Here is a 24,861-nt window from a genome sequence, read left to right as displayed (position 1 = left end):
TAAATTTAAAATCTAAAAACTAAATTAAGTACTGCATGTTTGAATTAACATATGATTTGGAAGATATCGATGCTAAAATCTTCTATGGGGTTAATAACCAATATTTCAATTTAATAAAATCAAGCTTTCCAACACTTAAAGTTACCGGAAGAGATCACTTTATCTTTGCAATGGGAAATCAGGAGGCTTTGGATATATTGAAGCAAAAGCTGGATGATATTGTAAAGTTTATTTCGAAAAATAATTCTATTGAGCTTAAAGATGTTGAAAATATCCTTAATCTTAAAGATGAAAATGAAAAACAGCTTGTTTTCGATCAGGATATTATTGTAAAAGGAGTAAACGGTAAAATAATTAAAGCTAAAACTACCAATCTTAAAAAATTAGTAAAGGAAACAGAGAAAAAAGATATGGTTTTTGCGATCGGACCTGCGGGAACCGGTAAAACCTATACCAGTGTTGCGCTAGCAGCAAAAGCTTTGAGAGATAAGGAAGTAAAAAGAATTATTCTGACTAGGCCTGCAGTAGAAGCGGGGGAGAGCTTAGGATTTTTACCGGGCGACCTTAAAGAAAAGTTGGATCCGTATTTACAGCCTTTGTATGATGCGCTTCGAGATATGATTCCTCATGAAAAATTGGAGGGCTTTATGGAAAAAAAAGTAATTGAAGTGGCTCCGTTGGCTTTTATGAGAGGAAGAACTCTGGATGATGCTTTTGTAATCTTGGATGAAGCTCAAAATACAACGCATTCCCAAATGAAAATGTTTTTAACCAGAATGGGGATGAATGCGAAATTTATTATCACAGGTGACCCTAGCCAGGTCGATTTACCTCCAAAACAGCAATCCGGATTGAAAGAAGCCATGAGAATTCTAAATAATGTAAAAGAAATAGGGTTTGTACATCTTACGGAAGAAGATGTGGTAAGGCACCCTGTGGTCAAGAAAATTATTTTGGCTTATAACGATGAAGAGAAAAGATTAAGAAGCGATTAATATTAATTGAAATAAATACTAGTTAGATAGTAAAAATTATCCTTATTTTTTATTTTTATAATTAAAAAAAATATTGATTTTTAGTTCATTTGAAAATAATTACTGTTTTTATTCCCGAAATAATTAAAAAATATTAATATAAAAAATCTTCTTGCGAAGGTGAAGTGGATATCAAAGATGATATTAAGACTTTATATTGCCTCATTGTGGGCTGGAATATATGTTTGAAAATAGGCTTTTCTTTAACGTAAGATATAACTATGGATGTTTCTAATCTGTCTAATGACGGAAGCTGGGGAGATAACCAACAGCTTTGCGTAGATGGCTGTAGGCTTCAAATTCGGAGGTAATTAGAATTTATTTACATTAAATGATTAGGCGGAACAAAATTTTGTTCTGCTTTTTGTTTTTCTTAAATAATGTAATTGATTTATTTAATAGTAAAAAAGAAAATAATTAGTATTTTTGAACAGTAAAATTAAAATTATTAAAATGAGAAAACTATTATTACTAGGTGCTTTTGCACTTTTAGGAGGTTTGATGCAGGCACAGGAAGGATTTAGATTAGGAGGTCACGTAGGTGCTCCGCTGGGGGACGCTTCTGACGCAGCAAGCTTTACAATTGGTGTCGAAGCTGCTTATATGTGGAATATTACTAAAGGTTTGGATATTGGCGCTACTACAGGATATTCTCATTTTTTTGGGAAAGATAATGCAGATGATTTTGGATTTATTCCAATTGCAGTTTCAGGAAAATATAAGTTTGATAAACTTCCACTTTTTGTAGAAATGGATCTTGGAGCGGCAATTTCTACTAGAAATTATATCAATAGCGGTTTGTATATTGCACCAAGAGTGGGATATCAGATGAAAAACGCAGAATTGTACTTGGGATTTCAGAATATCAGCAGCAAGCATAAGCATTATGACTATTATTGGTTTGGTGATGATAGATTTAATTTTGGAGCTATTAACTTGGGTGTGAATTTCTTCCTGAAATAAAAAATAAGAAAATCAAATAATTTTTACTCCAATTGCAAAATTGGAGTTTTTTTATTCAAAAGTTTGTGAAAAAAATAAAAATATTTATTTAATACATTTTATTGTTAAAAATTGCTAATTTTTTTAAATGATATTAATCACATTAACAAATTTTAATATTAAATAATATCACTGTAAATTTGCCATCAGAAAGTATTAAAATTTTTTAAAAATGAAAAAAATATTATTAACTGGTGCTGTTGCACTTTTCGGTTTATCTAATGCTCAGATCGCTAAAGGAACAACTTATTTGTCAGGTTCTGTAGGCTATTCTCAGGTAGAAGCTAACAATGGTAACAATAAATCAGAAAGCTTCAACGTATTGCCAACAGTTGGATATTTCATTGCGCCCAACTTAGCAGTAGGTTTAGGAATCGGATACGAAACTCAGAAAGATAAAAATACCATTACTGCAGTTTTACCATCTACTACAGTTGTGTCTACTAATGAAGTAAAAGAGCCGGCTTTCGTGGTTGCTCCGTTTGCAAGAAAATACTGGACTTTGTCGGACAAATTATATATCTTTGGACAGTTAGCTGTGCCAATGGAGTTCGGGAAAACTAAAGTTGAAAACTCTACTGTAGCTACTTCAGGTTCTACAACTACTACAACTTCAAATTCTTCTGAAGCTAAATATACTCAGATTGGTGTTACTATAAAGCCAGGTTTAGATTATTTCTTAAATAAAAATTGGTCTATCGAAGCTACTATCGGTGAATTTGGTTACAGCAACTACAAACCAAAAGATGGTGATGCTACAAACAACTACAACTTCGGATTGAACTTATCTTCAGTTACATTCGGTGTTAAGTATGTATTTGCAAAATAATAAACAAAGAATTATAGAAATAAAAGCCCTAAGCTTGCTTAGGGTTTTTCTATTAATATAGTCATGAAAAAACTAGTACTAGCGAGTACAGTAGTATTTTTCGGACTTTCAAACGCTCAGATGACCAAAGGTGACAGGTGTAATCTTAGAGTTTCTTACGATCAGTTCTCAAAACAAAGATACGATGATGAATACAGATGTTAAACACAAACGTGAAAACTTGGAGTTAACGTGGGTTTCTCTTATTTCATTAAGGCTAAAGCTCAGAAATCTGATAAATAAACACTTTGTCAAAGATTTGAAATCTTTGACAAAGTGTTGAAAAAAATCCAGTTCAATTTTGAACTGGATTTTTATGTTTTGAATTGTTCAATATTCTAAAAATTATTTTCCAAACATTCCGCCCATTCCCGGCATATTTGGCATTTTGCTCATCATCTGCATCATTTGCTTACCTTGAGGACCTTGCATCATCTTCATCATTTTACCCATTTGGTCGAATTGTTTCATTAATTGGTTTACATCTTCCACTTTTCTACCTGCACCTTTTGCAATTCTGCTTTTTCTCTGAGTATTAATAATTGAAGGTCTTCTTCTTTCGTCCGGAGTCATAGAATAAATGATCGCCTCGATGTGTTTAAAAGCATCATCGCTGATTTCAACATCCTTGATCGCTTTTCCAACTCCCGGAATCATTCCCATTAAATCTTTCATATTACCCATTTTTTTGATCTGATTGATTTGCTTTAAGAAATCATCAAAACCAAATTCGTTTTTAGCGATTTTCTTGTGAAGTTTTTTTGCCTCCTCTTCATCAAATTGCTCCTGAGCTCTTTCTACGAGGGAAACAACATCTCCCATTCCCAAGATTCTGTCCGCCATTCTTTCAGGGTAGAAAAGGTCTAAAGCCTCCATTTTTTCCCCTGTAGAAATGAATTTGATTGGTTTTTCAACCACAGAACGGATCGTCAACGCAGCTCCACCACGGGTATCACCATCTAATTTCGTTAAAACAACCCCGTCAAAATTCAAAGTATCATTGAATGCTTTTGCCGTATTTACAGCATCCTGACCTGTCATTGAGTCGACAACGAACAAAGTTTCGTTTGGTGTAATCGTAGAATGAACTGTTTTAATTTCCTTCATCATCTGCTCGTCAACCGCTAAACGACCTGCCGTATCAACAATTACAATATCGTGACCGTTTGCTTTTGCGAAATTAATCGCATTTTGAGAGATACTGGAAGGATCCATGGAGCCCTCTTCCGTGAAAACAGGAACCCCTATTTGTCCGCCTAAAACTTTAAGCTGATCAATCGCAGCCGGACGATACACGTCACACGCTACCAAAAGAGGTTTTTTATTTCTTTTTGTCTTTAAATAATTCGCTAATTTTCCGGAGAAAGTTGTTTTACCAGAACCCTGAAGACCTGCAATAAGAATTACAGAAGGCTTTCCTGAAAGGTTGATTCCCTCCTGAGAACTTCCCATTAGATCTACCAGTTCGTCGTGAACAATTTTCGTCATCAACTGTCCCGGCGTAAGCGAAGTAAGAACGTTTTCTCCCAATGCTTTATCCTGAACTCTTTTAGTAAGGTCTTTTGCAACTTTATAATTAACATCGGCGTCCACCAATGCTCTACGAATCTCCTTTACGGTTTCCGCGACATTGATTTCCGTGATTTTTCCTCTTCCGGAAATATTATGAAGCGCTTTGTCTAATTTATCCTGTAAACTATTAAACATATGTATTGTAAATTATAGATCTGCAAAAATAAGGAATTTTTGGTATATCCAAAGTGTTCTGCACGTAATATTATATATATGCATAAATTAATCTTGCTTTTATTTGGAGCTTAATCCCGCTTTCCACTGTATCTTTTTGGTTACGGCTTCCAGAACTTCGTTCGTAAACCTGCAGTTTATGCTCCAGCCGCAACCAAAAAGGATGTCGTTTCAATCGGGGCTAGGGTGGTAGTCATAAAAAAACGTTTGGAAAATAACCGCAAGTTTGTCATAGAAATCAGAAAGACAAACTTGACGCTAATAAACCTAAGAATAAAAAACTATCTCCCCAAAAATAAACCAACTCCCTCAATCGAGATGATAAAAATCAAATCATGAGGAAATACGATAGAAAAAGTCTATTTTTGTGATCAAATAAAATTAACCTAACCAATGTTAGGTAAAATAAATTTGATAATGAAGGCTAATCCAAATATTCTGGTTACGGTATTATTTTTTTTAACATTTCTGATTCATTTCTCCTTATGGAAATTTGTTTTTCATCTGGATGAAATTGTGATCGTGAAATTTTATTTATTCTTAAGTGTAATGTTTATGCTGATGATTACGTTGATTGTTTTGATCAACAGGGTGGCTCCGGAATTTCTGGGACTGTCTGTGATTGGCCTGATCCTTTTAAAATTCGCTTTAATGTATCTAATTAAGAAAAAATTAAACTTTGAAGCCATTCCAGGTTATAAATTTCATTTTATTATGCCATATTTTGTCCTAACAACACTGCTTACGTACTATGCAATTAAGCTCATTAATCATGACAAAAAACAGTAAAATTATTTATTGAAACTAGAAAAATTATTATATTTTTGCACAACGAAAAAAACCTATCAATGTTTAAGAAATTCGCAGTTTTATTCTACAGTATTTTTGTATTAAACTTAGTGTCTGCGCAGCACGGGGAGGCAGGTTCTGCCACTACAGAGCTTTCAGAAAAAGACAAAGTAAGTAAAGAAAACAAGGAGTTTATCGATCATCACTTGCTGGATGCTCACGACTTTACATTGATGGTAGACAAAGAAGGTCATCACATTGGTTTTCCTCTTCCTGTTATTTTTTATGATAACGGTATTCACGCTTTCATGAGTAGCAAAGAAGGGTTTATGCATGGGGAGCCAACAGAAGTTGACGGTAATTTCTATAAATTACATCACGAAAAAATTTACAAGACAGATGCAAAAGGAACATTGGCAGAAGATAAAGAAGGCCACGTTACATCAGAAAAAATTTTAGACTTATCAATTACGAAGAGTGTACTTATTATCTTATTAACATCAATCTTCATGTTTGTATTGTTTACAGGAATGGCAAGGTCTTATAAAAAATCTCAGGTTCCTACAGGGGCTGCAAGATTTTTAGAACCATTGGTAATTTTCGTAAGAGACGAAATTGCTATCCCAAACATCGGACATAAATATAAGAGATTTATCGGTTATTTATTAACAGTATTTTTCTTCATCTTATTCCTGAATGTATTAGGGTTAATGCCTTTCGGAATCAATGTTACAGGTAATATTACAATGACATTCTTTCTGGCGATCCTTACTTATCTAATAACTACATTTTCTGCAAATAAAGATTACTGGTTGCATATCTTCTGGATGCCGGGAGTTCCTGTACCAATGAAACTGATCATGTTGCCAATCGAATTATTAGGAACAATTACTAAGCCTTTCGCATTGATGATTCGACTTTTTGCCAACATGACTGCAGGACACATCGTAGTAATGAGTTTGATCGGATTAATTTATGTATTTAAAAACTTTGTAGCAGGTGTTGCTTTCCCGTTCCTTACATTGGTTATCTATTTATTGGAAGTATTAGTAGCATTCTTACAGGCTTATATCTTTACCATGTTATCAGCCTTGTTCATCGGAATGGCAGTGCAGGAGCACGAGCATGAACACCACGCTGCTCACTAATTAAAAGTTTAAAATATTATTTAGAAACAAATTTTTAAAAATTATATATTATGGAAATCCCTAAAATTGTAGGTGCTGGTATCGTAGTACTAGGTGTAGGTATCGGTCTTGGTAAAATCGGAGCTGCTGCTCTTGAAGCTATCGCTAGACAACCTGAACAATCTGGAAAAATCCAAACAGCTATGCTTATCGCAGCTGCACTTGTAGAAGGTGTTGCGTTTGCTGCTCTATTCGCAGTAAACTAATTAAAACTAAAACCACTATCCGTAACGGTTGGTTACAGATAGTGGTTATTTAAGAAAAAAATAATAATTATTTATACATTAATATAATGGAATTAATTCACCAGTTTTCATCAGGATTATTTATTATCCAATCTGTTATTTTTCTAGCATTATTATTTTTGTTAGGTAAATTCGCTTGGAAACCTATTTTAAAATCTATTAACGACAGGGAAACTTCTATCGTTGATGCTCTTAATCAGGCCACATTGGCTAGAAAAGAAATGGAAACTTTAAAAGAGGATAACGAAAGAATCATTCGTGAAGCTAAAATCGAAAGAGATGCGATCCTTAAAGAAGCTAGAGAAATTAAAGATAGAATCGTAGGTGAGGCTAAAGATGCTGCTAAATCTGAAGGTGACAAATTGATCGAAGCTGCTAAACAAACTATCAACGCTGAGAAAAATGCTGCAATGGCAGATATCAAAACTCAGATAGGCACTTTATCAGTGAACATCGCAGAGTCTATCCTTAAACAGAAATTAGACAACAACGAAGCTCAAAACGAATTAGTTCAAAATTATTTAAACAAATCAAACCTTAACTAATAATGCTTACATCTAAAGTAGCTAAAAGATACGCACAAGGTTTACTTGATTTTACTAATGAATCAGGGCAAACGGCTACTGTATTTTCTGAAATGAAAGATGTAGTAAAGATCATGGGTGAGTCTAAGGACTTAAACAAATTCTTTATGACTCCTTATATCGATTCTAAAAAGAAAATAGAAGTAGCAAAAGAGATTTTCAAAGGGTTATCTGCTTCTTCTCAAAATTTGATTACTTTGGTAATTAAACATGGAAGAGAAAACCAGTTGAAGAATATAGCTCAGGAATTCATCAACAAAGTTGAAGATATCAATGGTGTACAGAGAATTACTCTTACTACAGCGACTGAGATTTCAAAAGAAAATATCAATCAAATTTTAAGATCTACTAACCTGGTAAAAGCTGATTCGAATTTTGATTTGAAACTAAATGTAAACCCGAAAATTCTTGGAGGTTATATATTAAGAGTAGGAGACCAGTTAGTAGATGCTTCTGTGAAGTCTAAGCTTAATCAAATTAAAAAAGATTTTCAATTAAATTAAAGAAAAACAACCATACAATGGCAGAAATAAATCCGGCAGAAGTATCTGCGATCTTAAAACAGCAATTGGCCAACTTCGATACTCAATCAAACGTTGAGGAAGTAGGAACAGTTTTAACCATCGGTGATGGTATTGCTCGTGTATACGGGTTAGAAAACGTACAATATGGAGAGTTGGTGAAATTTTCTAGTGATGTAGAAGGTATTGTACTAAACCTTGAAGAAGACAACGTGGGTGTTGCACTACTTGGTGAAAGTAAATTAGTTAAAGAAGGAGATACAGTAAGAAGAACAAACAGAATCTCTTCTATTAAAGTAGGAGAAGGTATGTTAGGAAGAGTAGTAGATACTCTTGGTAACCCTATAGATGGTAAAGGTCCTATTACTGGGGATTTATACGAAATGCCATTGGAAAGAAAAGCTCCCGGAGTTATCTACAGACAGCCGGTAACTGAGCCTTTACAGTCAGGTATCGTGGCAATCGACTCTATGATTCCTGTAGGAAGAGGGCAGAGAGAGCTTATTATTGGTGACAGACAGACAGGTAAAACTACTGTTGCAATCGATACGATCATTAACCAAAAAGAATTCTTTGATGCAGGACAGCCTGTATATTGTATATATGTAGCTATCGGACAAAAAGCATCTACTGTAGCACAAATTGTTAAAACTCTTTCTGATAAAGGAGCTTTAGCTTATACGGTTATCGTTGCTGCTAATGCATCTGATCCGGTTCCTATGCAGGTATATTCTGCTATGGCAGGTGCTGCGATCGGTGAGTTCTTCAGAGACACTGGTAGACCGGCATTGATCGTTTATGATGATTTATCTAAACAAGCGGTTGCTTACCGTGAACTTTCTCTTCTATTGAGAAGACCACCGGGCCGTGAAGCTTATCCTGGAGATGTTTTCTATCTTCACTCAAGATTATTGGAAAGAGCTGCGAAAGTTATCGCTGATGACCAAATCGCTAGCCAGATGAACGATTTACCAGAGTCTTTAAAGCCAATCGTAAAAGGTGGTGGTTCATTAACGGCACTTCCAATTATCGAAACTCAGGCGGGTGACGTTTCTGCGTATATTCCAACAAACGTAATCTCTATTACAGATGGACAGATCTTCTTGGAGTCTGATCTATTCAACTCAGGGGTTCGTCCTGCGATCAACGTAGGTATCTCTGTATCTAGAGTAGGAGGTAATGCTCAGATCAAATCAATGAAAAAGGTTTCTGGGACTCTTAAATTAGACCAGGCTCAATATAAAGAACTAGAAGCGTTTGCTAAGTTCGGTTCCGACCTCGATGCTGCTACATTAGCAGTAATTTCTAAAGGGGAAAGAAATGTAGAAATCCTTAAGCAACCAGTAAACTCTCCACTTCCTGTAGACAGCCAAGTTGCTATGATTTATGCTGGAACTGAGAACTTACTAAGAAACGTTCCTATTAGAAAAGTAAAAGAATTTCAGGTAGAATATATCGAGTTCCTAAGATCTAAGCATCCTGATACAATGGCTGCAATCAAAGCTGGAAAAATCGATGATTCAATAACAGGTGTTCTTAAGCAGGCTGCTAACGATTTAGCTGCAAAATATAACTAAAATTAGTTGATGGTTTTTGGTTGATAGTTGACAGAATTTTCTAAAAACTAGCAACCAACAACCGACAACCAACAACTAACATAATATGGCAAACTTAAAAGAAATACGAGGCAGAATTACGTCAATTTCATCTACGATGCAAATTACACGTGCTATGAAAATGGTTTCCGCTGCAAAGCTTAAAAAAGCACAAGATGCAATCGTAATGTTAAGACCTTATTCTGAGAAATTACAGGAGCTTATCCAGAATGTAAATTCTAGTTCAGATCCTGATCAGATTTCTATTTACGCTCAAAAAAGAGAGGTAAAAAGAATACTTTTCATTGCTGTTACTTCAAACAGAGGTCTTGCAGGAGCTTTCAATTCATCTATTGTTAAAGAGCTTAATGTGCAATTTCAGAACAATTCTCAATATGAAATTGAAGTTCTTCCGATAGGTAAAAAGGCTTTTGATGCAGTAAGAAGAAACCGAACGGTATATTCCAATGCCAGCTCTGTGTATGACAACCTGAACTTTGATAATGTTGCTCACGTAACGGAAGCGGTAATGACTAGCTTTAGAGAAGGTAAATTTGATGAAGTTTATTTAATTTACAATAAATTCGTTAATGCTGCTACTCAGGAAGTTACTACCGAGCAGCTTCTTCCCATTTCTATGCCTGAAACTGCAGAACCTCAAGTAGAAACAGATTATATTTTTGAGCCCAACAGAACGGAAATCTTAGATAATTTGATTCCAAAATCTATCAAAACTCAAGTTTTTAAAGCTGTATTAGATTCGGTAGCATCAGAACATGGGGCGAGAATGACTGCAATGCATAAAGCAACAGACAACGCCCAAGCTTTGAAGAATGACTTGGTAATCTTCTACAATAAGGCACGACAAGCTGCCATTACAAACGAAATCTTAGAGATCGTTTCCGGAGCAGAAGCTTTGAAAAATTCGTAAGAATTATCTTAATAGAAATACTTAGGCATCGATTTTATCGGTGCCTTTTTTTGCAATTTTGGAAGTAAAATGAAAGACGGAGCTTAGTACTTATCATAGGTATTTTTGGTTTTAAGTTTAATTAAAAATTAATTTTAAATAAAATTCATCTTCCAACATCCTTTCCCAATGAAAATATACCATCAACATCTCAGGTTATTTTTATTTTATATATCTTTGTACAATAAATTTATACAATTTCTAAATGGATTCGGACATAGTCAGGCTTTTGCTGGCCTTATTACTTGTTTTACTTAATGGCTTTTTCGTAGCCGCTGAATTTTCAATTGTTAAAGTTCGTTATTCACAAATCCAGCTAAAGGCTGCAGAAGGAAATTCTATGGCAAAGCAGGCTGAGCATATCATTAAGCATCTTGATGAGTATTTGTCAGCCACACAGTTGGGTATTACTTTGGCTTCCCTTGCCTTGGGTTGGGTAGGAGAAAGTGCACTGCATCATATTGTTGAGAATATTTTTAATTCAATTAATGTTAATCTTAGTGAATCTTCTATCACTTCAGTTTCTTTGATAATTAGTTTTGTGTTAATTACCATAATGCACATTGTCTTCGGAGAGCTTATTCCGAAATCAATTGCTATCAGAAAATCAGAAGCTACAACAATGGCAACTGCTATTCCGCTAAGGGTTTTTTATTTAATTTTTAAGCCTTTTATCTGGTTAATGAATTCAATGTCAAATAGTTTTTTAAGATTAGTTAAAATTCATCCGGCTTCAGAACACGAAATTCATTCCACTGAAGAGCTTCAGCTTTTGGTGAAGCAAAGTGCCGACAGCGGCGAGATTGAAGAAGAAAACTATGAGATCATTAAAAATGCTTTTGATTTTACGGATCATTCTGCAAAACAGATCATGGTTCCAAGACAAAACATTACATCAATTGATTTTGAGGAAGATATCAATGAGATTATCAATAAAATCATGGAAAGTGGGTATTCCAGAATTCCGGTTTATGTAAATTCAATTGATAATGTAATCGGTGTTCTTTATACAAAAGAGATTATCAGAGAATTTGTCAAAAGAAAGGGTGAGCTGAATCATGAAGATCTAAAAGACCTGATGCGAGATGCATTCTTTGTAGTAGGAAGTAAGAAAATCTCAGATTTGTTGAAGATTTTCCAGCAGAAAAAACAGCATTTAGCGATCGTAATTGACGAATTTGGAGGAACGGAAGGTATCATCACCCTTGAAGATATTTTGGAAGAGCTGGTAGGTGAAATTCAGGATGAAGAAGACGATGAAGATAAGATCGTAGATAAAATCGGGGAGAATACATATTGGGTTCAGGCAACTCAGCCATTGGACGAAATCAATGAGTTCTTACCTAAAAAATTGCCTCTTTCAGAAGAAAGTGAATACAATACTTTAGCCGGTCTTATTCTACACGAATTAGAAGATATTCCGGAAGAAAACCAGGAATTTGACCTTATCAATTATCATTTTAAGATTTTAAAAATGAATAATAAAAGCGTAGAGCTTGTAGAATTGGTTTATGAACAGCCAAATAATGTAGATGAGCTGGCGGAAAAACTAGGTGAAGTTTAAACGAATTAACAATGATTTTTTATAACAATATAAAAGATTACGAAGATCCGAAACGTCAGTATGAAGAAGAGATTCTGGTGCTGGATGATACGGATGAAATCTATAAATTGGTTTTACACAATGATGACATCCATACGTTTGATTATGTAATAGATTGTCTTATTGAAATTTGTAAGCATACCCTGGAACAGGCAGAACAGTGTACTATTCTGGTACATTTTAAAGGCAAATGTACGGTAAAAACAGGATCAATGGATATTCTTAAGCCGATGCATGAAAAACTGCTTTCAAGAGAATTAACAAGTGAAATAGTATAAATTAAGTTTTAACTTCAATTTCGGATTTATTTTAATAATTACTCACTTTTAATTGTAGGATATTTATTATTTTAACCTAAGTTCAGAATAAAAAATAGAATGAAAATATTTTGCAAACAGGTCTGATTCTCTATGCTGAAAATTAATAAAATGAATTAAGAAATGATAATAACCAATTTAAGCAATTGATTTATTGATATTTATTTAAAATCTTTAACCCTAATTCAGATTTTTTAAATATAATCTTAAGAATTACATCATCTTTTGTTATTTTTGCTGTTTAAATAACATTTATATGAAAATAAAATTAAACTCGCTGGTTTTTGGCTGTTTAATAGCTGCTTCAGCATTAATGGGTCAGGAATCGTCCTTAGAATCTCCGGCAAGAAAATAGATTACAGAAAATTCCAGAAATCTGGGAATCCAAAACTTCAGCCAATTTAAATTAAACTTTGTAAGAAAAGGTAGCTCAGGTGAAACTTTACGTTTTCAGCAGATGATTAAAGATGTACCTGTTTTTCAATCTGAAATCGTACTTCATTATAATAAGCAAGGGAATATCACTTATACTTCCACAGAAAGCTTAAGAAAAAATGTGCAGGAAATAAGCACAGTACCTTCATTCTCTGCGGTGGAAGCTGTAAAAAAGGCACATATCGCTTCTCACTCAAAAGGAGAGATTACTTTCGAAGAAAATAAGCTCTATGTTTATGTTACTGAGCAAGGGAATACAAAATTAGTATATCGTGTCCTGACGAGTTCATATGATAATCCCGGAAGCTGGGAAACTATTATTGATGCTCAGACGGGAGATGTCATTAGTACAAAAGACATTGCATTGTATCATCATGAAAAAAATGAGGTTTCCAAACCTAGGAAAAAAGCGACAAAGAAAGAAATAAATACTAAAAAAGTTCTTGTATCAGGCTCGGGATACATTTTCAATCCTGATCCATTGTCTAAAATGCAGGTAGCATATGCCGGACAATATGTAGACAATAATGATGCTACCAATCCAAGTCTGGATGCAGCAAGATCTCTGGTGACAATTCCTGAAATTGATTTTACAGGAGGAGTTTATAAGCTAAAAGGTTCTTATGCTGAAATTAAAGACTTGGAAACACCATCTACAGGTCTTTTTACACAGGCGGGTAATCAGTTTCTATTTAATAGAAATGATCAAGGATTTGAAGCGGTAAATGCCTATTGGCATATTGATAATAGCTTACGTTACATAAATGAAACGTTGAATATTGTTTGTAAACCATTAACAAATTCCGGAATTTTATGGTACGATCCTCATGGTTTGGATGGTGATGATAATTCTTATTATAATAATGGAACATTAGTTTTCGGAGAAGGAGGAGTAGATGACGCTGAAGATGCCGATGTTATTTTGCATGAATTAGGACACGGAATACACGATTGGCTTACTAACGGCAATTTATCTCAGGTTCAAGGATTGAGCGAGGGATGCGGTGACTACTGGGCTCAATCATACAGCAGAAGTTTAAACCAATGGCCTTCATCTGCTGCTGCTTATAACTGGATGTTTAGCTGGGACGGACATAATGAGTACTGGCCAGGAAGAATTACCAATTATACTGCAACTTAATCCGGGAGGCCTTACAGGCAGCATCCATACAGACGGGCAAATATGGGCTTCTGCATTGATGAGAATTTATAATAAAATCGGAAAAGCGAAAACAGACAGAGCTTTCCTTGAAGGGCTTTCAATGACAAACTCCAATACCAACCAACAAAATGCTGCCATCGCAGTAAGACAGGCGGCCATTGATATGTTGGGGACTTTCGGATATACATGTAGTGATATTACGGATATGACCACAGAATTTACTGCTGCGGGATATACACTGCCTTCTTATACCTGCCAGCTGAGCGTAGATGATTTGTCTAAAAAAGAAGCGATTGCAATATATCCTAACCCGGTTTCAGACCTATTACATATTTCCATGAAAATAAGTAAAGAAGAAAAAGTGGAAATCTACAATATGGAAGGAAGAAAAGTAATGGAAACGACCATTGCAAATGGAAGAAATTCGATGAATGTTTCACATCTGCAGACTGGAGATTATATTTTAAAGATAAAAGGCTTAGAATTAACAACAAAATTCATTAAAAAATAAAATCAAATCCGGTGCACGCAGCATCGGATTTTTGTTTATAAGAATTTCAGCCGGCATTATTTTATTTGCATTCATCTAAAATAGTATATTTGTAAAAACTATAAAGAACAAAAAAAGAATGCTTGTAATAGGAATTGCAGGAGGTACGGGATCCGGCAAAACTACGGTTGTTGATAAAATTATTCAACAGCTTGACATTGAAGGAATGAATATCCTTTCTCAGGATAATTATTATCATGATAATCATAATCTTACACTGGCTGAAAGAGAAGCTCTAAACTATGATCATCCAAAATCTATTGATTTTGACTTATTAATCAAACATGTAAAAGCATTAAAAAATAATGAATCTATTGAGCAGCCAATCTACAGCTTTGTAACCCATTCCAGAACCGGAGATCATGTCACTGTAGAGCCTAAAAATGTATTGGTGGTAGAGGGCATTCTTGTCCTTACCAATAAAGAATTATTAAAGGAATTTGATTTAAAGGTGTTTGTTCATGCAGATTCAGACGAAAGGCTGATCAGAAGGATAAGAAGAGATACCCAGGAAAGGGGAAGAGATCTGAATGAGGTTCTTCACCGCTATCAGACCACTTTAAAGCCAATGCATCAGGAATTTATTGAGCCTTCAAAAAATGATGCGGATCTTATCATCCCCAATATGAGGCAGAATTCTGTAGCGATTGATTTTTTAACTACTGTTATCAAAAACTCGTTGAGAAAACATTAAAATGAAAGAAAATAAACTTATTAAGGATATCCAGCCAAAATCGGAAACATTTAAAATTATTCAAAAATATATTTTAAATAAATACACCATTACCATTTGCCTGTTTCTGGTCTGGATGATTTTCTTTGATAAAACCTCGTTTCTGGTAATCAATGAGCTGAACGGGGAGATCAACAAATACGAAGACCAGCTTCAGTACTATAAAACCGAATACGAAAAAAATGATGCGTTCTATAAAAAACTGATGAATAATAAATCAGAAAAAGAAAAATACGCAAGAGAAAATTATTTCATGAAAAAACCAAATGAAGAAATTTTCATTCTGGTAGTTGATAGTGCAAACACAAAAAAATAATTTTAAAAGTGAATGGTGAACAAGCCTGCCCGCCTGGCCTGTTAATTCTTTAATATCATTTTTTGAAATAAAATTCATCATTGACAATTCACAAATAATCCACATCCAATGTCAAACACAGCCTGGGAAAATTTAGTAAAAAAACAACTTAAAACAGACGATATCTATTCGGTTCTTAAAAAAGAAAACCTTGAAGGGATTGAAGTGAAACCACTCTATGATACTGTACAAAAACCGCTGGTAAACCTTCCTAAAATTGAAGAAAGCACCCATTTGGTTGCAAAATATCATGAAAATCTGGAGGAAGATGTATTTGCTTTTATTTTGAACCATAACGTTGAAAATCTTGCACAAAAAGCCATATTTGTCAATAATATAAATCTGGCCGGGCACATCAGTCCGAAAGAGGAGGATCAATATTTTTCGTTAATTGATGTTTTTGACGAAAAAAAAACCGTTATTAATGATCAATTGGTGAAAGAATTACTAGCAAAACAGTTCAAAAGAAATATTTGTGTAGATGTTTCACTTCATCAGAATGCCGGTGCTGCAATATATCAGCAGTTAGGTATTGCACTCGCAAAAACTAAAGAGCTGATTGAAGTTTACGGCTCCGAAATTCTTAATAAACTAATTTTCAGAATTGCCATAGGAGGAAATTATTTTTTTGAAATAGCAAAATTAAGAGCATTTAAAATGGTTTTCAATCAGCTTTCAAAAGAATATGAGCTAGACGAGATTCCATATATTTTTGCGGAGACTTCTTTAAGAAACAAGGCCGTTGCTGATAACGAAAACAACCTGATACGTTCTACTTTGGAGCTTGCTTCAGCAATGATCGGAGGCGCTGATGCTGTTTTCAGCAATAATTATCTGGTTGACAGAAGTACGGAAAACTCTGAAGAAATTTCCTTCAAACAGCAGATTGTTCTGGCCTATGAAAGTATTATCAACGTTTTCGAAGATGCTTCCAATGGAAGTTATTATGTGGAAGATCTTACGCAACAGATTGCCGGAAAATCCTGGGAATTATTTGTGGAAATTGAAGAAAAAGGAGGTTATCTGGAGCTTTTAAAACAGGGAATTATCCAAAAGAAAATCTACGAACACGCCACTAAAGAGCAAAAATGGGTGGAAGAAGGCAAAATCAAATTGATCGGCGTTAATCTATATCCAAAATCAGAGGTTAAAAAGAGGGTTGAAGAATTATATAATGAAAAGGAAATAAAACCTGTTCGCTGGGCTGAAATGTTTGAATAAAATCATTGAGATGCTCCGCAAGCTCAGCATGAAACCGCTACAAATTAATTGCTAAACATTATATGATAATAGTTAGTATTAGAGATGTCGTGCTGAGCTTGTCGAAGCATCTTATTATTTAAATCTGTGGGAGAAAACATATTAAAACAAGAAATTCAAAACTACATCAATGCAAATCTAAACACAGATTTGCACACACTATTATTAAAAAAATCCCCGTTTCCGGAAGTTACTATGCAGGAAATTGTTCAGCAGATCAAAGGAAAACAGGTCGCTCAGAAAAAATTTCCGTTTTTGCTGAAAGAAGGAATAATTTTTCCGCCACAATTGAATTTGGAGCAATCTTCATCAGAAAAAACAGCACAGTATAAATCCGGGATTTTGAAAGGAAAAAAATTTATTGATCTTACAAGCGGCTTCGGGATTGATGCTTACTATCTCTCCGAAAACTTTGAGGAAGCAACTTTAGTGGAGCAAAATGCCGAATTGTTGAAAATTGTTCAGCATAATTGGACTGTTTTAGGTAAAAAAGCAGTTTTTATCAATGAAAAGCTTGAGAACTTTCTTAATGAGAATAAGAAAAACTTTGATGTTATTTACCTTGATCCGGCGAGAAGGGACGAAAACAAAAATAAGGTCTTCCTGCTGGAATATCTTTCACCGGATATTATTGAAATACAGGAAAAATTACTTTCCATTTCAAGTGAAGTTGTAATAAAATTATCTCCCTTAATTGACCTGAAGTATTTAATATCGGTTCTTCCCCATATTTTCAGGATAGAAATTATTGCTTTAAAAAATGATGTAAAAGAAGTGGTAGTCTTTTTATCAGAAAAAAAATCGGGGGAAATACTTTGTAATTGTGTCAATCTTGAAACTGAGGAATCTCCTTTTAGTTTTAATTTCGGTGAAGAAAAAAATGTACATGCTGACTTTGCTGAACCAGGTAAATTTATCTATATTCCAAATAATTCAGTCTTGAAGGCGGGAACTTTTAATTTACTTTCAAAAAAAATTGGTTTAAAGAAGCTCCACCCGAATACCCATCTTTACACATCAGACAATAAAATAAGTGATTTTCCTGGTAGAGTTTTCGAGATGGAAATAATTGATGCTAAGCAGATTAAAAAGAAAAGCCAGTATAACATTATTTCAAAAAATTATCCCCTTAAGCCTGAAGAAATCAAAAATAAATATAGTCTTAAAGATGGCGGCGAAAACTACCTTATTTTTACACAATCCAAAAAAGGAAAAATAATTTTAAAATCAGTATAAAAATGTTGCTGAAAAATATTGGATTTCTTAATTTTGGCCAACCAAAAGTTTACGCATAAAAACCGCCTGCTGTTAAAATCAAAATAAACGGTTAAGAATAATGCGATTCTATATGATTATTAAAAAATAAATTTTACATATGAAAAAATTAGTTATATGTTTAGCCCTTGCTACTGTAGCTGTAAGTTGCAAAAAGATTCAGGCTGGTGGAAATAAGAATGCATTAAAGCTGGAAGAAGGCGTTGAAAGATATTCTGATGACGAGCAGACAAGCGGTGAGCAGGATAATCTTTCTACCTACAGAGGCGACGCTCATGAAGGTCATGAAACTCCTGCAAAAACAGATACAGCCGGTGCCGTACAGAAGAAGGAAGAAGCAAAACCACACTCTGAAGCTCCAATTCCGAAAGGATCTCAGACTCCGAAGGCTGAACACTAATTATTAGAGAATATAAAGAAATGCCCTGTGAATTGCGGGGCATTTTTTATGCACTATTTTGATGGTCAGTTTGTTATATTTTTTTAGATGAAAGTGTAAACAAGTATACTATTTAATCTCCATTGATAGCAGACCTGAGGAAAATTATATGTTTTTGTTTGCTCCTGCACTGCATTTTTTTTACTTTTAACAAAACAATTTTTACAATGCAAGAGACATTAAATTACATCAACGAAAACAAGCAGCGTTTCGTGGATGAATTATTTGAATTATTGAGAATACCTTCTATTTCTGCAGATCCTGCGTATAAAAATGACGTGTTGAAATGTGCGGAAGTTGTTGCACAACATCTTAAAAATGCAGGCGCTGATAACGTTAAAGTATGCCAGACAAAAGGCTATCCCATCGTTTTTGGAGAAAAATTTTTAGATAAAAATCTTCCAACGGTACTGGTTTACGGGCACTATGACGTTCAGCCGGCTGACCCCTTGGAATTGTGGACTAAACCTCCTTTTGAGCCATATATTGAAAAAACAGAGCTTCATCCTGACGGAGCCATTTTTGCAAGAGGATCTGCGGATGATAAAGGACAGTTTTTTATGCATTTGAAGGCTTTTGAAGCAATGATGAAAACAAATAGCCTTCCTTGTAATGTTAAGTTTATTTTAGAGGGCGAAGAAGAAGTTGGTTCTGTAAGCTTAGGGGATTTTGTTAATGAAAATAAAGAGAAATTATCTTGCGACTGTATTTTAATCTCTGACACACATATTTATAGCAACGAGCAGCCGACTGTTACCACAGGTCTGAGAGGTTTAAGCTACGTGGAAGTAGAGGTAGAAGGGCCAAACAGAGACCTGCATTCAGGGCTTTACGGAGGTGCGGTACCAAATCCTATTCATGTGCTGTCAAGAATGATTGCTAAATTGATTGATGAAGACGGACAAATTACCATTGACGGTTTTTATGACAATGTTGAAGACCTTTCTGATGAAGACAGGGCTGAAATGAATAAATTAAAAGACAATCCCGAAGAGTTCAAAAAATCTATCGGTTTGAACGGAGTGGAAGGTGAAAAAGGGTATACAACCTTAGAAAGAACATCCATTCGTCCTACTTTAGATTGCAACGGAATTTGGGGAGGCTATACAGGTGAAGGGGCCAAAACGGTGATTCCTTCCAAAGCTTTTGCTAAAATTTCCATGCGTTTGGTTCCTTATCAGACTCCGGAAGAAATTACTGAAAAATTCACCACTTACTTAAAAAAAATTGCTCCGGATAACGTAAAAGTAAAGGTAACCCCTCATCATGGAGGTATGCCTTACGTTTTACCAACAGACACGAAAGAGTTCTTTGCCGCAAAGCAAGCCATGGAATCTGCTTTCGGAAAAGAGGTTCTGCCATACAGGGGCGGCGGAAGCATCCCGATTACCGCTATGTTTGAAAAGATTTTAGGGGCAAAATCCGTTTTAATGGGCTTCGGGCTGGATTCTGATGCTATTCACTCGCCTAATGAGCATTACGGGCTGTTTAATTTCTATAAAGGAATTGAAAGCATTCCGTTGTTTTTTGAAAATTATGCGAAATAACATTTAAAAAAGAAAATAATTAATCCCTGAGAGATATTCTTGGGGATTTTTTGCTGTATGAAAATATAATATACCATGAAAAAAAATCTACTTTCTTTATTCCTATTTGATTAGTTTGTAAGTAAATACCCAAATAAATTATGGCTTCGAAGCTGCAGGTAACAGATAGAATTGTTAAAAAATAAATTATTGTATTTTTATTAAAATCACCTTTTAAAAGAGGAATTTTTATTTTTTATAGAACATTGTTCATTTTTTTTGTTTTATTTTCGTTTTTTTATTTATATTTAAAAAACAAAAAAAGAATATATGAGAAAAATTTTATTGATGAGCTCTTTTCTGAGCTTGGCCTTTTTGAATGCTCAAACTACAAATGTTTACAATTATGGGTTTGATTCAGCTTTTACAGCAGTTTCATGGACAACAACTAATCAAAGTAGCCCTTCTACATCGAGTCTTTGGAGCAAAGCAAACTATACGACTCCTTTATCGGGACCTTTATTCGGAAGCGGTAATACAAGTACTGTGCCTGTAGGACAGGCTGGTGGAAATAATTCTTTTGGGGTAGTGAATTTTACAAGTACTTCAGGAGCTGGAATAATTAGTAACTGGTTAATTACTTCCGATATCAATGTGAAAGACGGGGATATTGTAAGTTTTTATTCAAGAAAAGGTACGGATGGAACTACAGATTATCCAGATCGTTTGGAACTACGCTATAGTACGGCGACAACAACGGTAGTTCCCTCTGGAGGATCTTCAGGAGTGGGGTCTTTTACTAACGTAGGAGTTACAATTAATCCTAATTTGTCAGCAGGATTTGTTTATCCTAAAACCTGGACACAATATAATTTTACAATTTCTGGGGTAGGTTCAACTCCTGTTCCTGTAAAGTTTGCATTTAGATATTTTGTAACAGACGGTGGACCAAGTGGGAATAATTCTGACCTGATAGGGATTGATACATTCTCTGTTGATAGGCCAACCAATACTTTGGCAACGAACGATGTAGCCTTGAATAATAAATTAATTTCGGTGTATCCAAATCCTGCAACCGATTTTATCAATATAAAATCAAAAGCTGATATACTTTCTGCTAATATATATGATGCTACAGGAAGAAAAGTGAGCACTCATTCGAAAACTTCTGCAATTGATGTAAGAGATCTGCAAAATGGAAGCTATATTTTGGAAATTGAAACTAAGCAGGGTAAAATCTCAGATAAATTCATTAAAAAATAATTGAGTTAAACTTAAATTTTTAGAGCGTTCTTGTAATGAGAGCGCTTTTTTATTTGATAAACTTGTTAAAACTTTTTAGGAGCAATTTCCCGCTTTTCACTATATCTTTTGTTTCGCTTCACTACACAAAAGGATGCCGTTACAATCGGGGCTATGGTTATTGTCCCCTATTTAAGCAAGAGAAAAGATCTAAAGAGTTTAAACAGATTTAATAACAAAAGGAAAACAATCCTAATTGGGACGAATTTCATATGCTAAAATTTAAAATTTCAAGAAAAAAATCTTTAAAATGAATATTCTAGCTCCTTATTAAAGGGGATTTTTTAAACATAGAGTACTTCAGTAAAAACCTCTAAAACCATACTTGATTTGATTGGTCTTTGGAAAAGATTGTTTTTTTATTTTTTTGATAAAAATTTTTATTATAACTACTTCTAAACTTTAAAATTTTCTAGTCAAATCGTTTAATTTATTAGTTTAATTGTAATAATCACATTTTTTAGATTTATTATTTGTTTTTTTTTAAAAGTTCAAATATTTTTACCAGCAAATAGAATAAAACCTTTTAAATAATTGTAATAAATTAAAATAACTATCAATTAATTTATTATGAATGTAAAATCTTTAATTAAATAGTATGATAAAATTTTTATTACTTGGTGCATTGTCATCCGTTATGTTAGCAAATGCCCAAACAGTGCTTTTGAACGAACCCTTTACAGTAGCTGCAGATGATAACAGCTTACCCACAGGATGGGTTTCACCAGATACAGATCAGCCATGGTATACTACTTCAACTGGGGCCAATTATATAACATCTTCAATGGGATTCACCGGGCAGGTTGCTACATCAATGACTGAAGATACAAATCCTTCAGATTTAATGGTTTCTCCACAAATAAGCTTGCCTTCTGGAGGAGCTTCTACAATGACATATAAAATTGGAGAATTTACTGGAGGCAGTCAGGCTTCTGCACACTATGCTGTCTATATTTTACCGGCTGCCAATACTTTTACCGGTTCTGAAACGCCGGTATTAGAAGAAACGCTTACAACTTCGGATACGGTTATTAATAAAACCATAAATCTTGCCTCTTTTGCAGGTCAGAATATTAAGATATATTTTAAGCACTTCAATAGTCCGCCAACGACTTTAATGTTAGATGATGTAAAGGTAACTGCGCCTGCTGTTTTAGCTGCTTCTGAGATAAATAATGATGTACAGATTGGGATATATCCAAACCCTGCAACCGATTTTATCAATATAAAATCAAAAGCTGATATACTTTCTGCTAATATCTATGATACTACAGGAAGAAAAATAAGCACTCATGCAAAAACTTCAGCAATTGATGTAAGAAATCTGCAAAATGGAAGCTATATTTTGGAAATTGAAACTAAGCAGGGTAAAATGTCAAATAAATTCATTAAAAAATAATCAGATTAAATTTTAATTTTTCTAAGGCGTTCTTGTAATGAGAGCGCTCTTTTATTTAATAAACTTGTTTAAAGTTTGAAAAGATGTAATGATAAAAACGATCATAATTGGAGCGAATTTCATTTGCTAAAATTTAAAATTTAAAGAAAAAAATCTTTAAAATAAATACTTAAAAACTAATTTAAGGGGATTAAAAAAAATATGTTTTTTTTTTTTTAATTAATGCAAAATTATTTTTGTACCAGTTTATATTATAACATAATTAAGATGAAAAAGACTTTACTAATTTGTACACTAGCATGTACAGCGCTATTTACAAAAGCTCGGACAACCATTATTGATGAATCATTTGAATCAGGAAATGGTGTTTATTTTCCTAATAACTGGTCGCCTAGCTCATATCCTTATTCCTCACTAACAGGATGGAATATTGTTAACCAGCCCGCTACTACAGATCCACTGGGATTTTCTGGGAAAGTAGTAGTTTCTTACAATACAGACCCAAAAAGCCTGCTTACGTCCCCAAATATTACTTTGCCGGCAGGAAGCACCTATAAGCTGTCATTTCAAATAGCATCTTATACAGGAGGAGGCCAAATATCAGGAGGAAATCATTATGCAGTATGTATAATACCTGGATCCACAAATTATAATGGACAGACACCTATTCTTGAAGAAACTATCGCACAGGATGATATAGCAATTAAAAAAACTATTGATCTGTCAAGCTTTGCAGGACAGACTATAAGAATATGCTTCAGGCATTTCAACAGTCCAAACAAAATGGCTATTTTGGATAATGTGATACTTACGCAAGAATCTGTACTGGGAACTTCTGAAATTCATGCAGATAATAATATCGGGGTATATCCAAACCCTACAACCGATTTTATCAATATAAAATCAAAAGCTGACATACTTTCTGCTAATATCTATGATGCGACAGGAAGAAAAATAAGCACTCATGCAAAAACTTCAGCAATTGATGTAAGAAATCTGCAAAATGGAAGTTACATTTTGGAGGTTGAAACCAAGCAGGGTAAATTCTCAAATAAATTCATTAAAAAATTATAACAGGATTGAGTTAGCAGAATATTTAAAACTGATAAATCTTAGTCATATAAAAACGCTCTAATTGGGGCGTTTTTCTTATTTTTAAGACTTAAAACTTACAGTATAATGTCAGAGAACAAAGTCGCTTATATAACAGGAGGAACCAAAGGAATAGGTTTCGGGATTGCAAAAATCTTATTGGAAAATGGCATTTCTGTTGCATTTTCGGGAAGAAAAAGGGATGATGTTGAGAAAGCAGAGGAAGAATTAAAGAATTATTCAAAACATGTTTTGGGGATAGTTTCAGATGTAAGAAACCTTGAACGCGAAGAGGAAGCTGTAAAATACATCAAAGAAAAATTTGGCAGGCTCGATTTTGTTATTGCTAATGCAGGTCTGGGGATTTTTAAGCCTGTGGATCAATTATCCGCCCAGGAATGGAACGATATGATCGAAACCAATCTTACAGGCATTTTCTATACGCTAAAAGCTTCTGTAGAAGAGCTAAAAAAAACAGAAGGATATTATATCACCATCTCAAGCCTCGCAGGAACCAACTTCTTTGAAAACGGTTCCGGCTATAATGCCTCAAAATTTGGAGTAGTAGGCTTCACACAGGCTGTAATGATAGATTTAAGAAAATATAATATTAAATCTACCGTAATCATGCCCGGTTCGGTAGCAACCTATTTCAACGGAAATATCCCTTCAGAAAAGGATGCATGGAAGATTCAGCCTGAAGATATGGGATATCTGGTTCTGGATATTTTAAAGATGAATCCAAGGGTTTTGCCTAGTAAGATTGAATTCAGGGCAACAAAACCAACTCATTAAAACATCTAATGCACTGAATAATAAATTAGTAAGTGTTATGCATGCATAATATATATTTTAATTATATTAGCGAAAAT

Annotated in this window: 26 protein-coding genes; 25 read left to right on the top strand and 1 reads right to left on the bottom strand. The window is 34.2% G+C overall.

Annotation, left to right across the window (positions count from 1 at the left end; genetic code table 11):
• The first annotated feature begins 35 nt into the window (after window positions 1–35).
• The 4 genes from BW926_RS06985 to BW926_RS14345 all read left to right on the top strand — a co-directional run bounded on the left by BW926_RS06985 (window position 36) and on the right by BW926_RS14345 (window position 3,069).
• Window positions 36–995 carry a PhoH family protein gene (locus tag BW926_RS06985; protein WP_076445546.1) on the top strand — a complete coding sequence of 320 codons (960 nt, stop codon included), beginning with the start codon at window positions 36–38 and terminating at the stop codon, window positions 993–995.
• Between the two features lie 492 nt (window positions 996–1,487).
• A complete protein-coding gene (locus BW926_RS06980; RefSeq protein ID WP_076445544.1) occupies window positions 1,488–1,997 on the top strand; it encodes a hypothetical protein in 510 nt (169 codons plus the stop codon).
• A gap of 211 nt (window positions 1,998–2,208) precedes the next feature.
• Window positions 2,209–2,865 carry an outer membrane beta-barrel protein gene (locus BW926_RS06975; protein ID WP_076445542.1) on the top strand — a complete coding sequence of 219 codons (657 nt, stop codon included), beginning with the start codon at window positions 2,209–2,211 and terminating at the stop codon, window positions 2,863–2,865.
• A gap of 63 nt (window positions 2,866–2,928) precedes the next feature.
• Complete coding sequence (locus BW926_RS14345) at window positions 2,929–3,069, top strand: hypothetical protein (RefSeq protein ID WP_179077985.1); 141 nt, start codon at window positions 2,929–2,931, stop codon at window positions 3,067–3,069.
• 180 nt (window positions 3,070–3,249) lie between these two features.
• Here the strand turns inward: BW926_RS14345 and ffh are convergent, their stop codons facing one another.
• The gene (gene ffh, locus BW926_RS06970) at window positions 3,250–4,611 is read right to left on the bottom strand and encodes a signal recognition particle protein (protein ID WP_076445540.1); all 1,362 of its coding nucleotides are present in this window, start codon (window positions 4,609–4,611) and stop codon (window positions 3,250–3,252) included.
• Between the two features lie 456 nt (window positions 4,612–5,067).
• On the opposite strand from ffh, the gene BW926_RS06965 reads away from it, so the two are divergent.
• The 21 genes from BW926_RS06965 (at window position 5,068) to BW926_RS06865 (ending at window position 24,784) form a co-directional block, all read left to right on the top strand.
• Complete coding sequence (locus BW926_RS06965) at window positions 5,068–5,439, top strand: hypothetical protein (RefSeq protein ID WP_143756513.1); 372 nt, start codon at window positions 5,068–5,070, stop codon at window positions 5,437–5,439.
• A gap of 59 nt (window positions 5,440–5,498) precedes the next feature.
• The gene (atpB, locus tag BW926_RS06960) at window positions 5,499–6,587 is read left to right on the top strand and encodes a F0F1 ATP synthase subunit A (RefSeq protein WP_076445534.1); all 1,089 of its coding nucleotides are present in this window, start codon (window positions 5,499–5,501) and stop codon (window positions 6,585–6,587) included.
• Window positions 6,588–6,637: 50 nt separating this feature from the next.
• Window positions 6,638–6,832, top strand: a complete 195-nt coding sequence (gene atpE, locus BW926_RS06955) for an ATP synthase F0 subunit C (RefSeq protein ID WP_002979108.1) — start codon at window positions 6,638–6,640, stop codon at window positions 6,830–6,832.
• An 86-nt stretch (window positions 6,833–6,918) separates the two neighbouring features.
• Complete coding sequence (locus BW926_RS06950) at window positions 6,919–7,416, top strand: F0F1 ATP synthase subunit B (protein ID WP_076445532.1); 498 nt, start codon at window positions 6,919–6,921, stop codon at window positions 7,414–7,416.
• A gap of 2 nt (window positions 7,417–7,418) precedes the next feature.
• Window positions 7,419–7,958, top strand: coding sequence for an ATP synthase F1 subunit delta (gene atpH, locus BW926_RS06945; protein ID WP_076445530.1), 540 nt, complete (start codon window positions 7,419–7,421; stop codon window positions 7,956–7,958).
• A gap of 17 nt (window positions 7,959–7,975) precedes the next feature.
• Window positions 7,976–9,553, top strand: a complete 1,578-nt coding sequence (atpA, locus tag BW926_RS06940) for a F0F1 ATP synthase subunit alpha (protein ID WP_076445527.1) — start codon at window positions 7,976–7,978, stop codon at window positions 9,551–9,553.
• 85 nt (window positions 9,554–9,638) lie between these two features.
• Window positions 9,639–10,502 (top strand): ATP synthase F1 subunit gamma, encoded by an 864-nt coding sequence (gene atpG, locus BW926_RS06935; protein ID WP_076445524.1) that lies wholly within the window; start codon window positions 9,639–9,641, stop codon window positions 10,500–10,502.
• Window positions 10,503–10,746: 244 nt separating this feature from the next.
• Complete coding sequence (locus BW926_RS06930; RefSeq protein ID WP_076445522.1) at window positions 10,747–12,105, top strand: hemolysin family protein; 1,359 nt, start codon at window positions 10,747–10,749, stop codon at window positions 12,103–12,105.
• An 11-nt stretch (window positions 12,106–12,116) separates the two neighbouring features.
• Window positions 12,117–12,422, top strand: coding sequence for an ATP-dependent Clp protease adaptor ClpS (locus tag BW926_RS06925; protein WP_076445519.1), 306 nt, complete (start codon window positions 12,117–12,119; stop codon window positions 12,420–12,422).
• Window positions 12,423–12,816: 394 nt separating this feature from the next.
• On the top strand, window positions 12,817–14,037 hold the full coding sequence (locus tag BW926_RS06920; protein WP_317043263.1) for a PepSY domain-containing protein: 1,221 nt from the start codon (window positions 12,817–12,819) through the stop codon (window positions 14,035–14,037).
• Window positions 13,994–14,569 (top strand): T9SS type A sorting domain-containing protein, encoded by a 576-nt coding sequence (locus BW926_RS06915; protein WP_076445515.1) that lies wholly within the window; start codon window positions 13,994–13,996, stop codon window positions 14,567–14,569. Before BW926_RS06920 ends, BW926_RS06915 begins: the two co-directional genes overlap by 44 nt.
• Before the next feature lie 100 nt (window positions 14,570–14,669).
• On the top strand, window positions 14,670–15,302 hold the full coding sequence (gene udk / locus BW926_RS06910) for a uridine kinase (protein WP_410493251.1): 633 nt from the start codon (window positions 14,670–14,672) through the stop codon (window positions 15,300–15,302).
• Window position 15,303: 1 nt separating this feature from the next.
• On the top strand, window positions 15,304–15,657 hold the full coding sequence (locus tag BW926_RS06905; RefSeq protein WP_076445507.1) for an FtsB family cell division protein: 354 nt from the start codon (window positions 15,304–15,306) through the stop codon (window positions 15,655–15,657).
• A gap of 108 nt (window positions 15,658–15,765) precedes the next feature.
• Window positions 15,766–16,917: a methylmalonyl-CoA mutase family protein gene (locus BW926_RS06900; protein ID WP_076445505.1), complete on the top strand. Its 1,152-nt coding sequence runs from the start codon at window positions 15,766–15,768 to the stop codon at window positions 16,915–16,917.
• Window positions 16,918–17,106: 189 nt separating this feature from the next.
• A complete protein-coding gene (locus tag BW926_RS06895; RefSeq protein ID WP_410493250.1) occupies window positions 17,107–18,192 on the top strand; it encodes a class I SAM-dependent methyltransferase in 1,086 nt (361 codons plus the stop codon).
• 139 nt (window positions 18,193–18,331) lie between these two features.
• Entirely contained in the window at window positions 18,332–18,631 is a 300-nt protein-coding gene (locus tag BW926_RS06890; protein ID WP_076445500.1) for a hypothetical protein, read from the top strand.
• 206 nt (window positions 18,632–18,837) lie between these two features.
• Window positions 18,838–20,217, top strand: coding sequence for a dipeptidase (locus BW926_RS06885; protein WP_076445498.1), 1,380 nt, complete (start codon window positions 18,838–18,840; stop codon window positions 20,215–20,217).
• A gap of 309 nt (window positions 20,218–20,526) precedes the next feature.
• On the top strand, window positions 20,527–21,459 hold the full coding sequence (locus BW926_RS06880; protein ID WP_076445496.1) for a T9SS-dependent choice-of-anchor J family protein: 933 nt from the start codon (window positions 20,527–20,529) through the stop codon (window positions 21,457–21,459).
• 637 nt (window positions 21,460–22,096) lie between these two features.
• A complete protein-coding gene (locus BW926_RS06875; RefSeq protein WP_083672279.1) occupies window positions 22,097–22,897 on the top strand; it encodes a T9SS-dependent choice-of-anchor J family protein in 801 nt (266 codons plus the stop codon).
• Window positions 22,898–23,164: 267 nt separating this feature from the next.
• A complete protein-coding gene (locus tag BW926_RS06870) occupies window positions 23,165–23,971 on the top strand; it encodes a T9SS-dependent choice-of-anchor J family protein (RefSeq protein WP_076445491.1) in 807 nt (268 codons plus the stop codon).
• A gap of 105 nt (window positions 23,972–24,076) precedes the next feature.
• The gene (locus BW926_RS06865) at window positions 24,077–24,784 is read left to right on the top strand and encodes an SDR family oxidoreductase (protein ID WP_076445489.1); all 708 of its coding nucleotides are present in this window, start codon (window positions 24,077–24,079) and stop codon (window positions 24,782–24,784) included.
• Window positions 24,785–24,861 lie beyond the last annotated feature (77 nt).

The organism is Chryseobacterium sp. RU37D (assembly GCF_900156075.1).
Taxonomy (GTDB): domain Bacteria; phylum Bacteroidota; class Bacteroidia; order Flavobacteriales; family Weeksellaceae; genus Chryseobacterium.
Note: the sequence above shows the minus strand (reverse complement) of the source record. Positions and strands in the feature narration are given on the sequence as shown.

Coding starts and splice junctions, on each gene's coding strand:
- BW926_RS06915 (WP_076445515.1), top strand. CDS start 13,994: ATGAGTACTGGCCAGGAAGAATTACCAATTATACTGCAACTTAATCCG.
- BW926_RS06985 (WP_076445546.1), top strand. CDS start 36: ATGTTTGAATTAACATATGATTTGGAAGATATCGATGCTAAAATCTTC.
- atpB (WP_076445534.1), top strand. CDS start 5,499: ATGTTTAAGAAATTCGCAGTTTTATTCTACAGTATTTTTGTATTAAAC.
- BW926_RS06980 (WP_076445544.1), top strand. CDS start 1,488: ATGAGAAAACTATTATTACTAGGTGCTTTTGCACTTTTAGGAGGTTTG.
- BW926_RS06890 (WP_076445500.1), top strand. CDS start 18,332: ATGAAAAAATTAGTTATATGTTTAGCCCTTGCTACTGTAGCTGTAAGT.
- BW926_RS06870 (WP_076445491.1), top strand. CDS start 23,165: ATGAAAAAGACTTTACTAATTTGTACACTAGCATGTACAGCGCTATTT.
- BW926_RS06900 (WP_076445505.1), top strand. CDS start 15,766: ATGTCAAACACAGCCTGGGAAAATTTAGTAAAAAAACAACTTAAAACA.
- BW926_RS06865 (WP_076445489.1), top strand. CDS start 24,077: ATGTCAGAGAACAAAGTCGCTTATATAACAGGAGGAACCAAAGGAATA.
- BW926_RS06925 (WP_076445519.1), top strand. CDS start 12,117: ATGATTTTTTATAACAATATAAAAGATTACGAAGATCCGAAACGTCAG.
- ffh (WP_076445540.1), bottom strand. CDS start 4,611: ATGTTTAATAGTTTACAGGATAAATTAGACAAAGCGCTTCATAATATT.
- atpH (WP_076445530.1), top strand. CDS start 7,419: ATGCTTACATCTAAAGTAGCTAAAAGATACGCACAAGGTTTACTTGAT.
- BW926_RS06905 (WP_076445507.1), top strand. CDS start 15,304: ATGAAAGAAAATAAACTTATTAAGGATATCCAGCCAAAATCGGAAACA.
- atpE (WP_002979108.1), top strand. CDS start 6,638: ATGGAAATCCCTAAAATTGTAGGTGCTGGTATCGTAGTACTAGGTGTA.
- BW926_RS06880 (WP_076445496.1), top strand. CDS start 20,527: ATGAGAAAAATTTTATTGATGAGCTCTTTTCTGAGCTTGGCCTTTTTG.
- atpG (WP_076445524.1), top strand. CDS start 9,639: ATGGCAAACTTAAAAGAAATACGAGGCAGAATTACGTCAATTTCATCT.
- BW926_RS06930 (WP_076445522.1), top strand. CDS start 10,747: ATGGATTCGGACATAGTCAGGCTTTTGCTGGCCTTATTACTTGTTTTA.
- atpA (WP_076445527.1), top strand. CDS start 7,976: ATGGCAGAAATAAATCCGGCAGAAGTATCTGCGATCTTAAAACAGCAA.
- BW926_RS14345 (WP_179077985.1), top strand. CDS start 2,929: ATGAAAAAACTAGTACTAGCGAGTACAGTAGTATTTTTCGGACTTTCA.
- BW926_RS06965 (WP_143756513.1), top strand. CDS start 5,068: ATGAAGGCTAATCCAAATATTCTGGTTACGGTATTATTTTTTTTAACA.
- BW926_RS06950 (WP_076445532.1), top strand. CDS start 6,919: ATGGAATTAATTCACCAGTTTTCATCAGGATTATTTATTATCCAATCT.
- BW926_RS06875 (WP_083672279.1), top strand. CDS start 22,097: ATGATAAAATTTTTATTACTTGGTGCATTGTCATCCGTTATGTTAGCA.
- BW926_RS06885 (WP_076445498.1), top strand. CDS start 18,838: ATGCAAGAGACATTAAATTACATCAACGAAAACAAGCAGCGTTTCGTG.
- BW926_RS06975 (WP_076445542.1), top strand. CDS start 2,209: ATGAAAAAAATATTATTAACTGGTGCTGTTGCACTTTTCGGTTTATCT.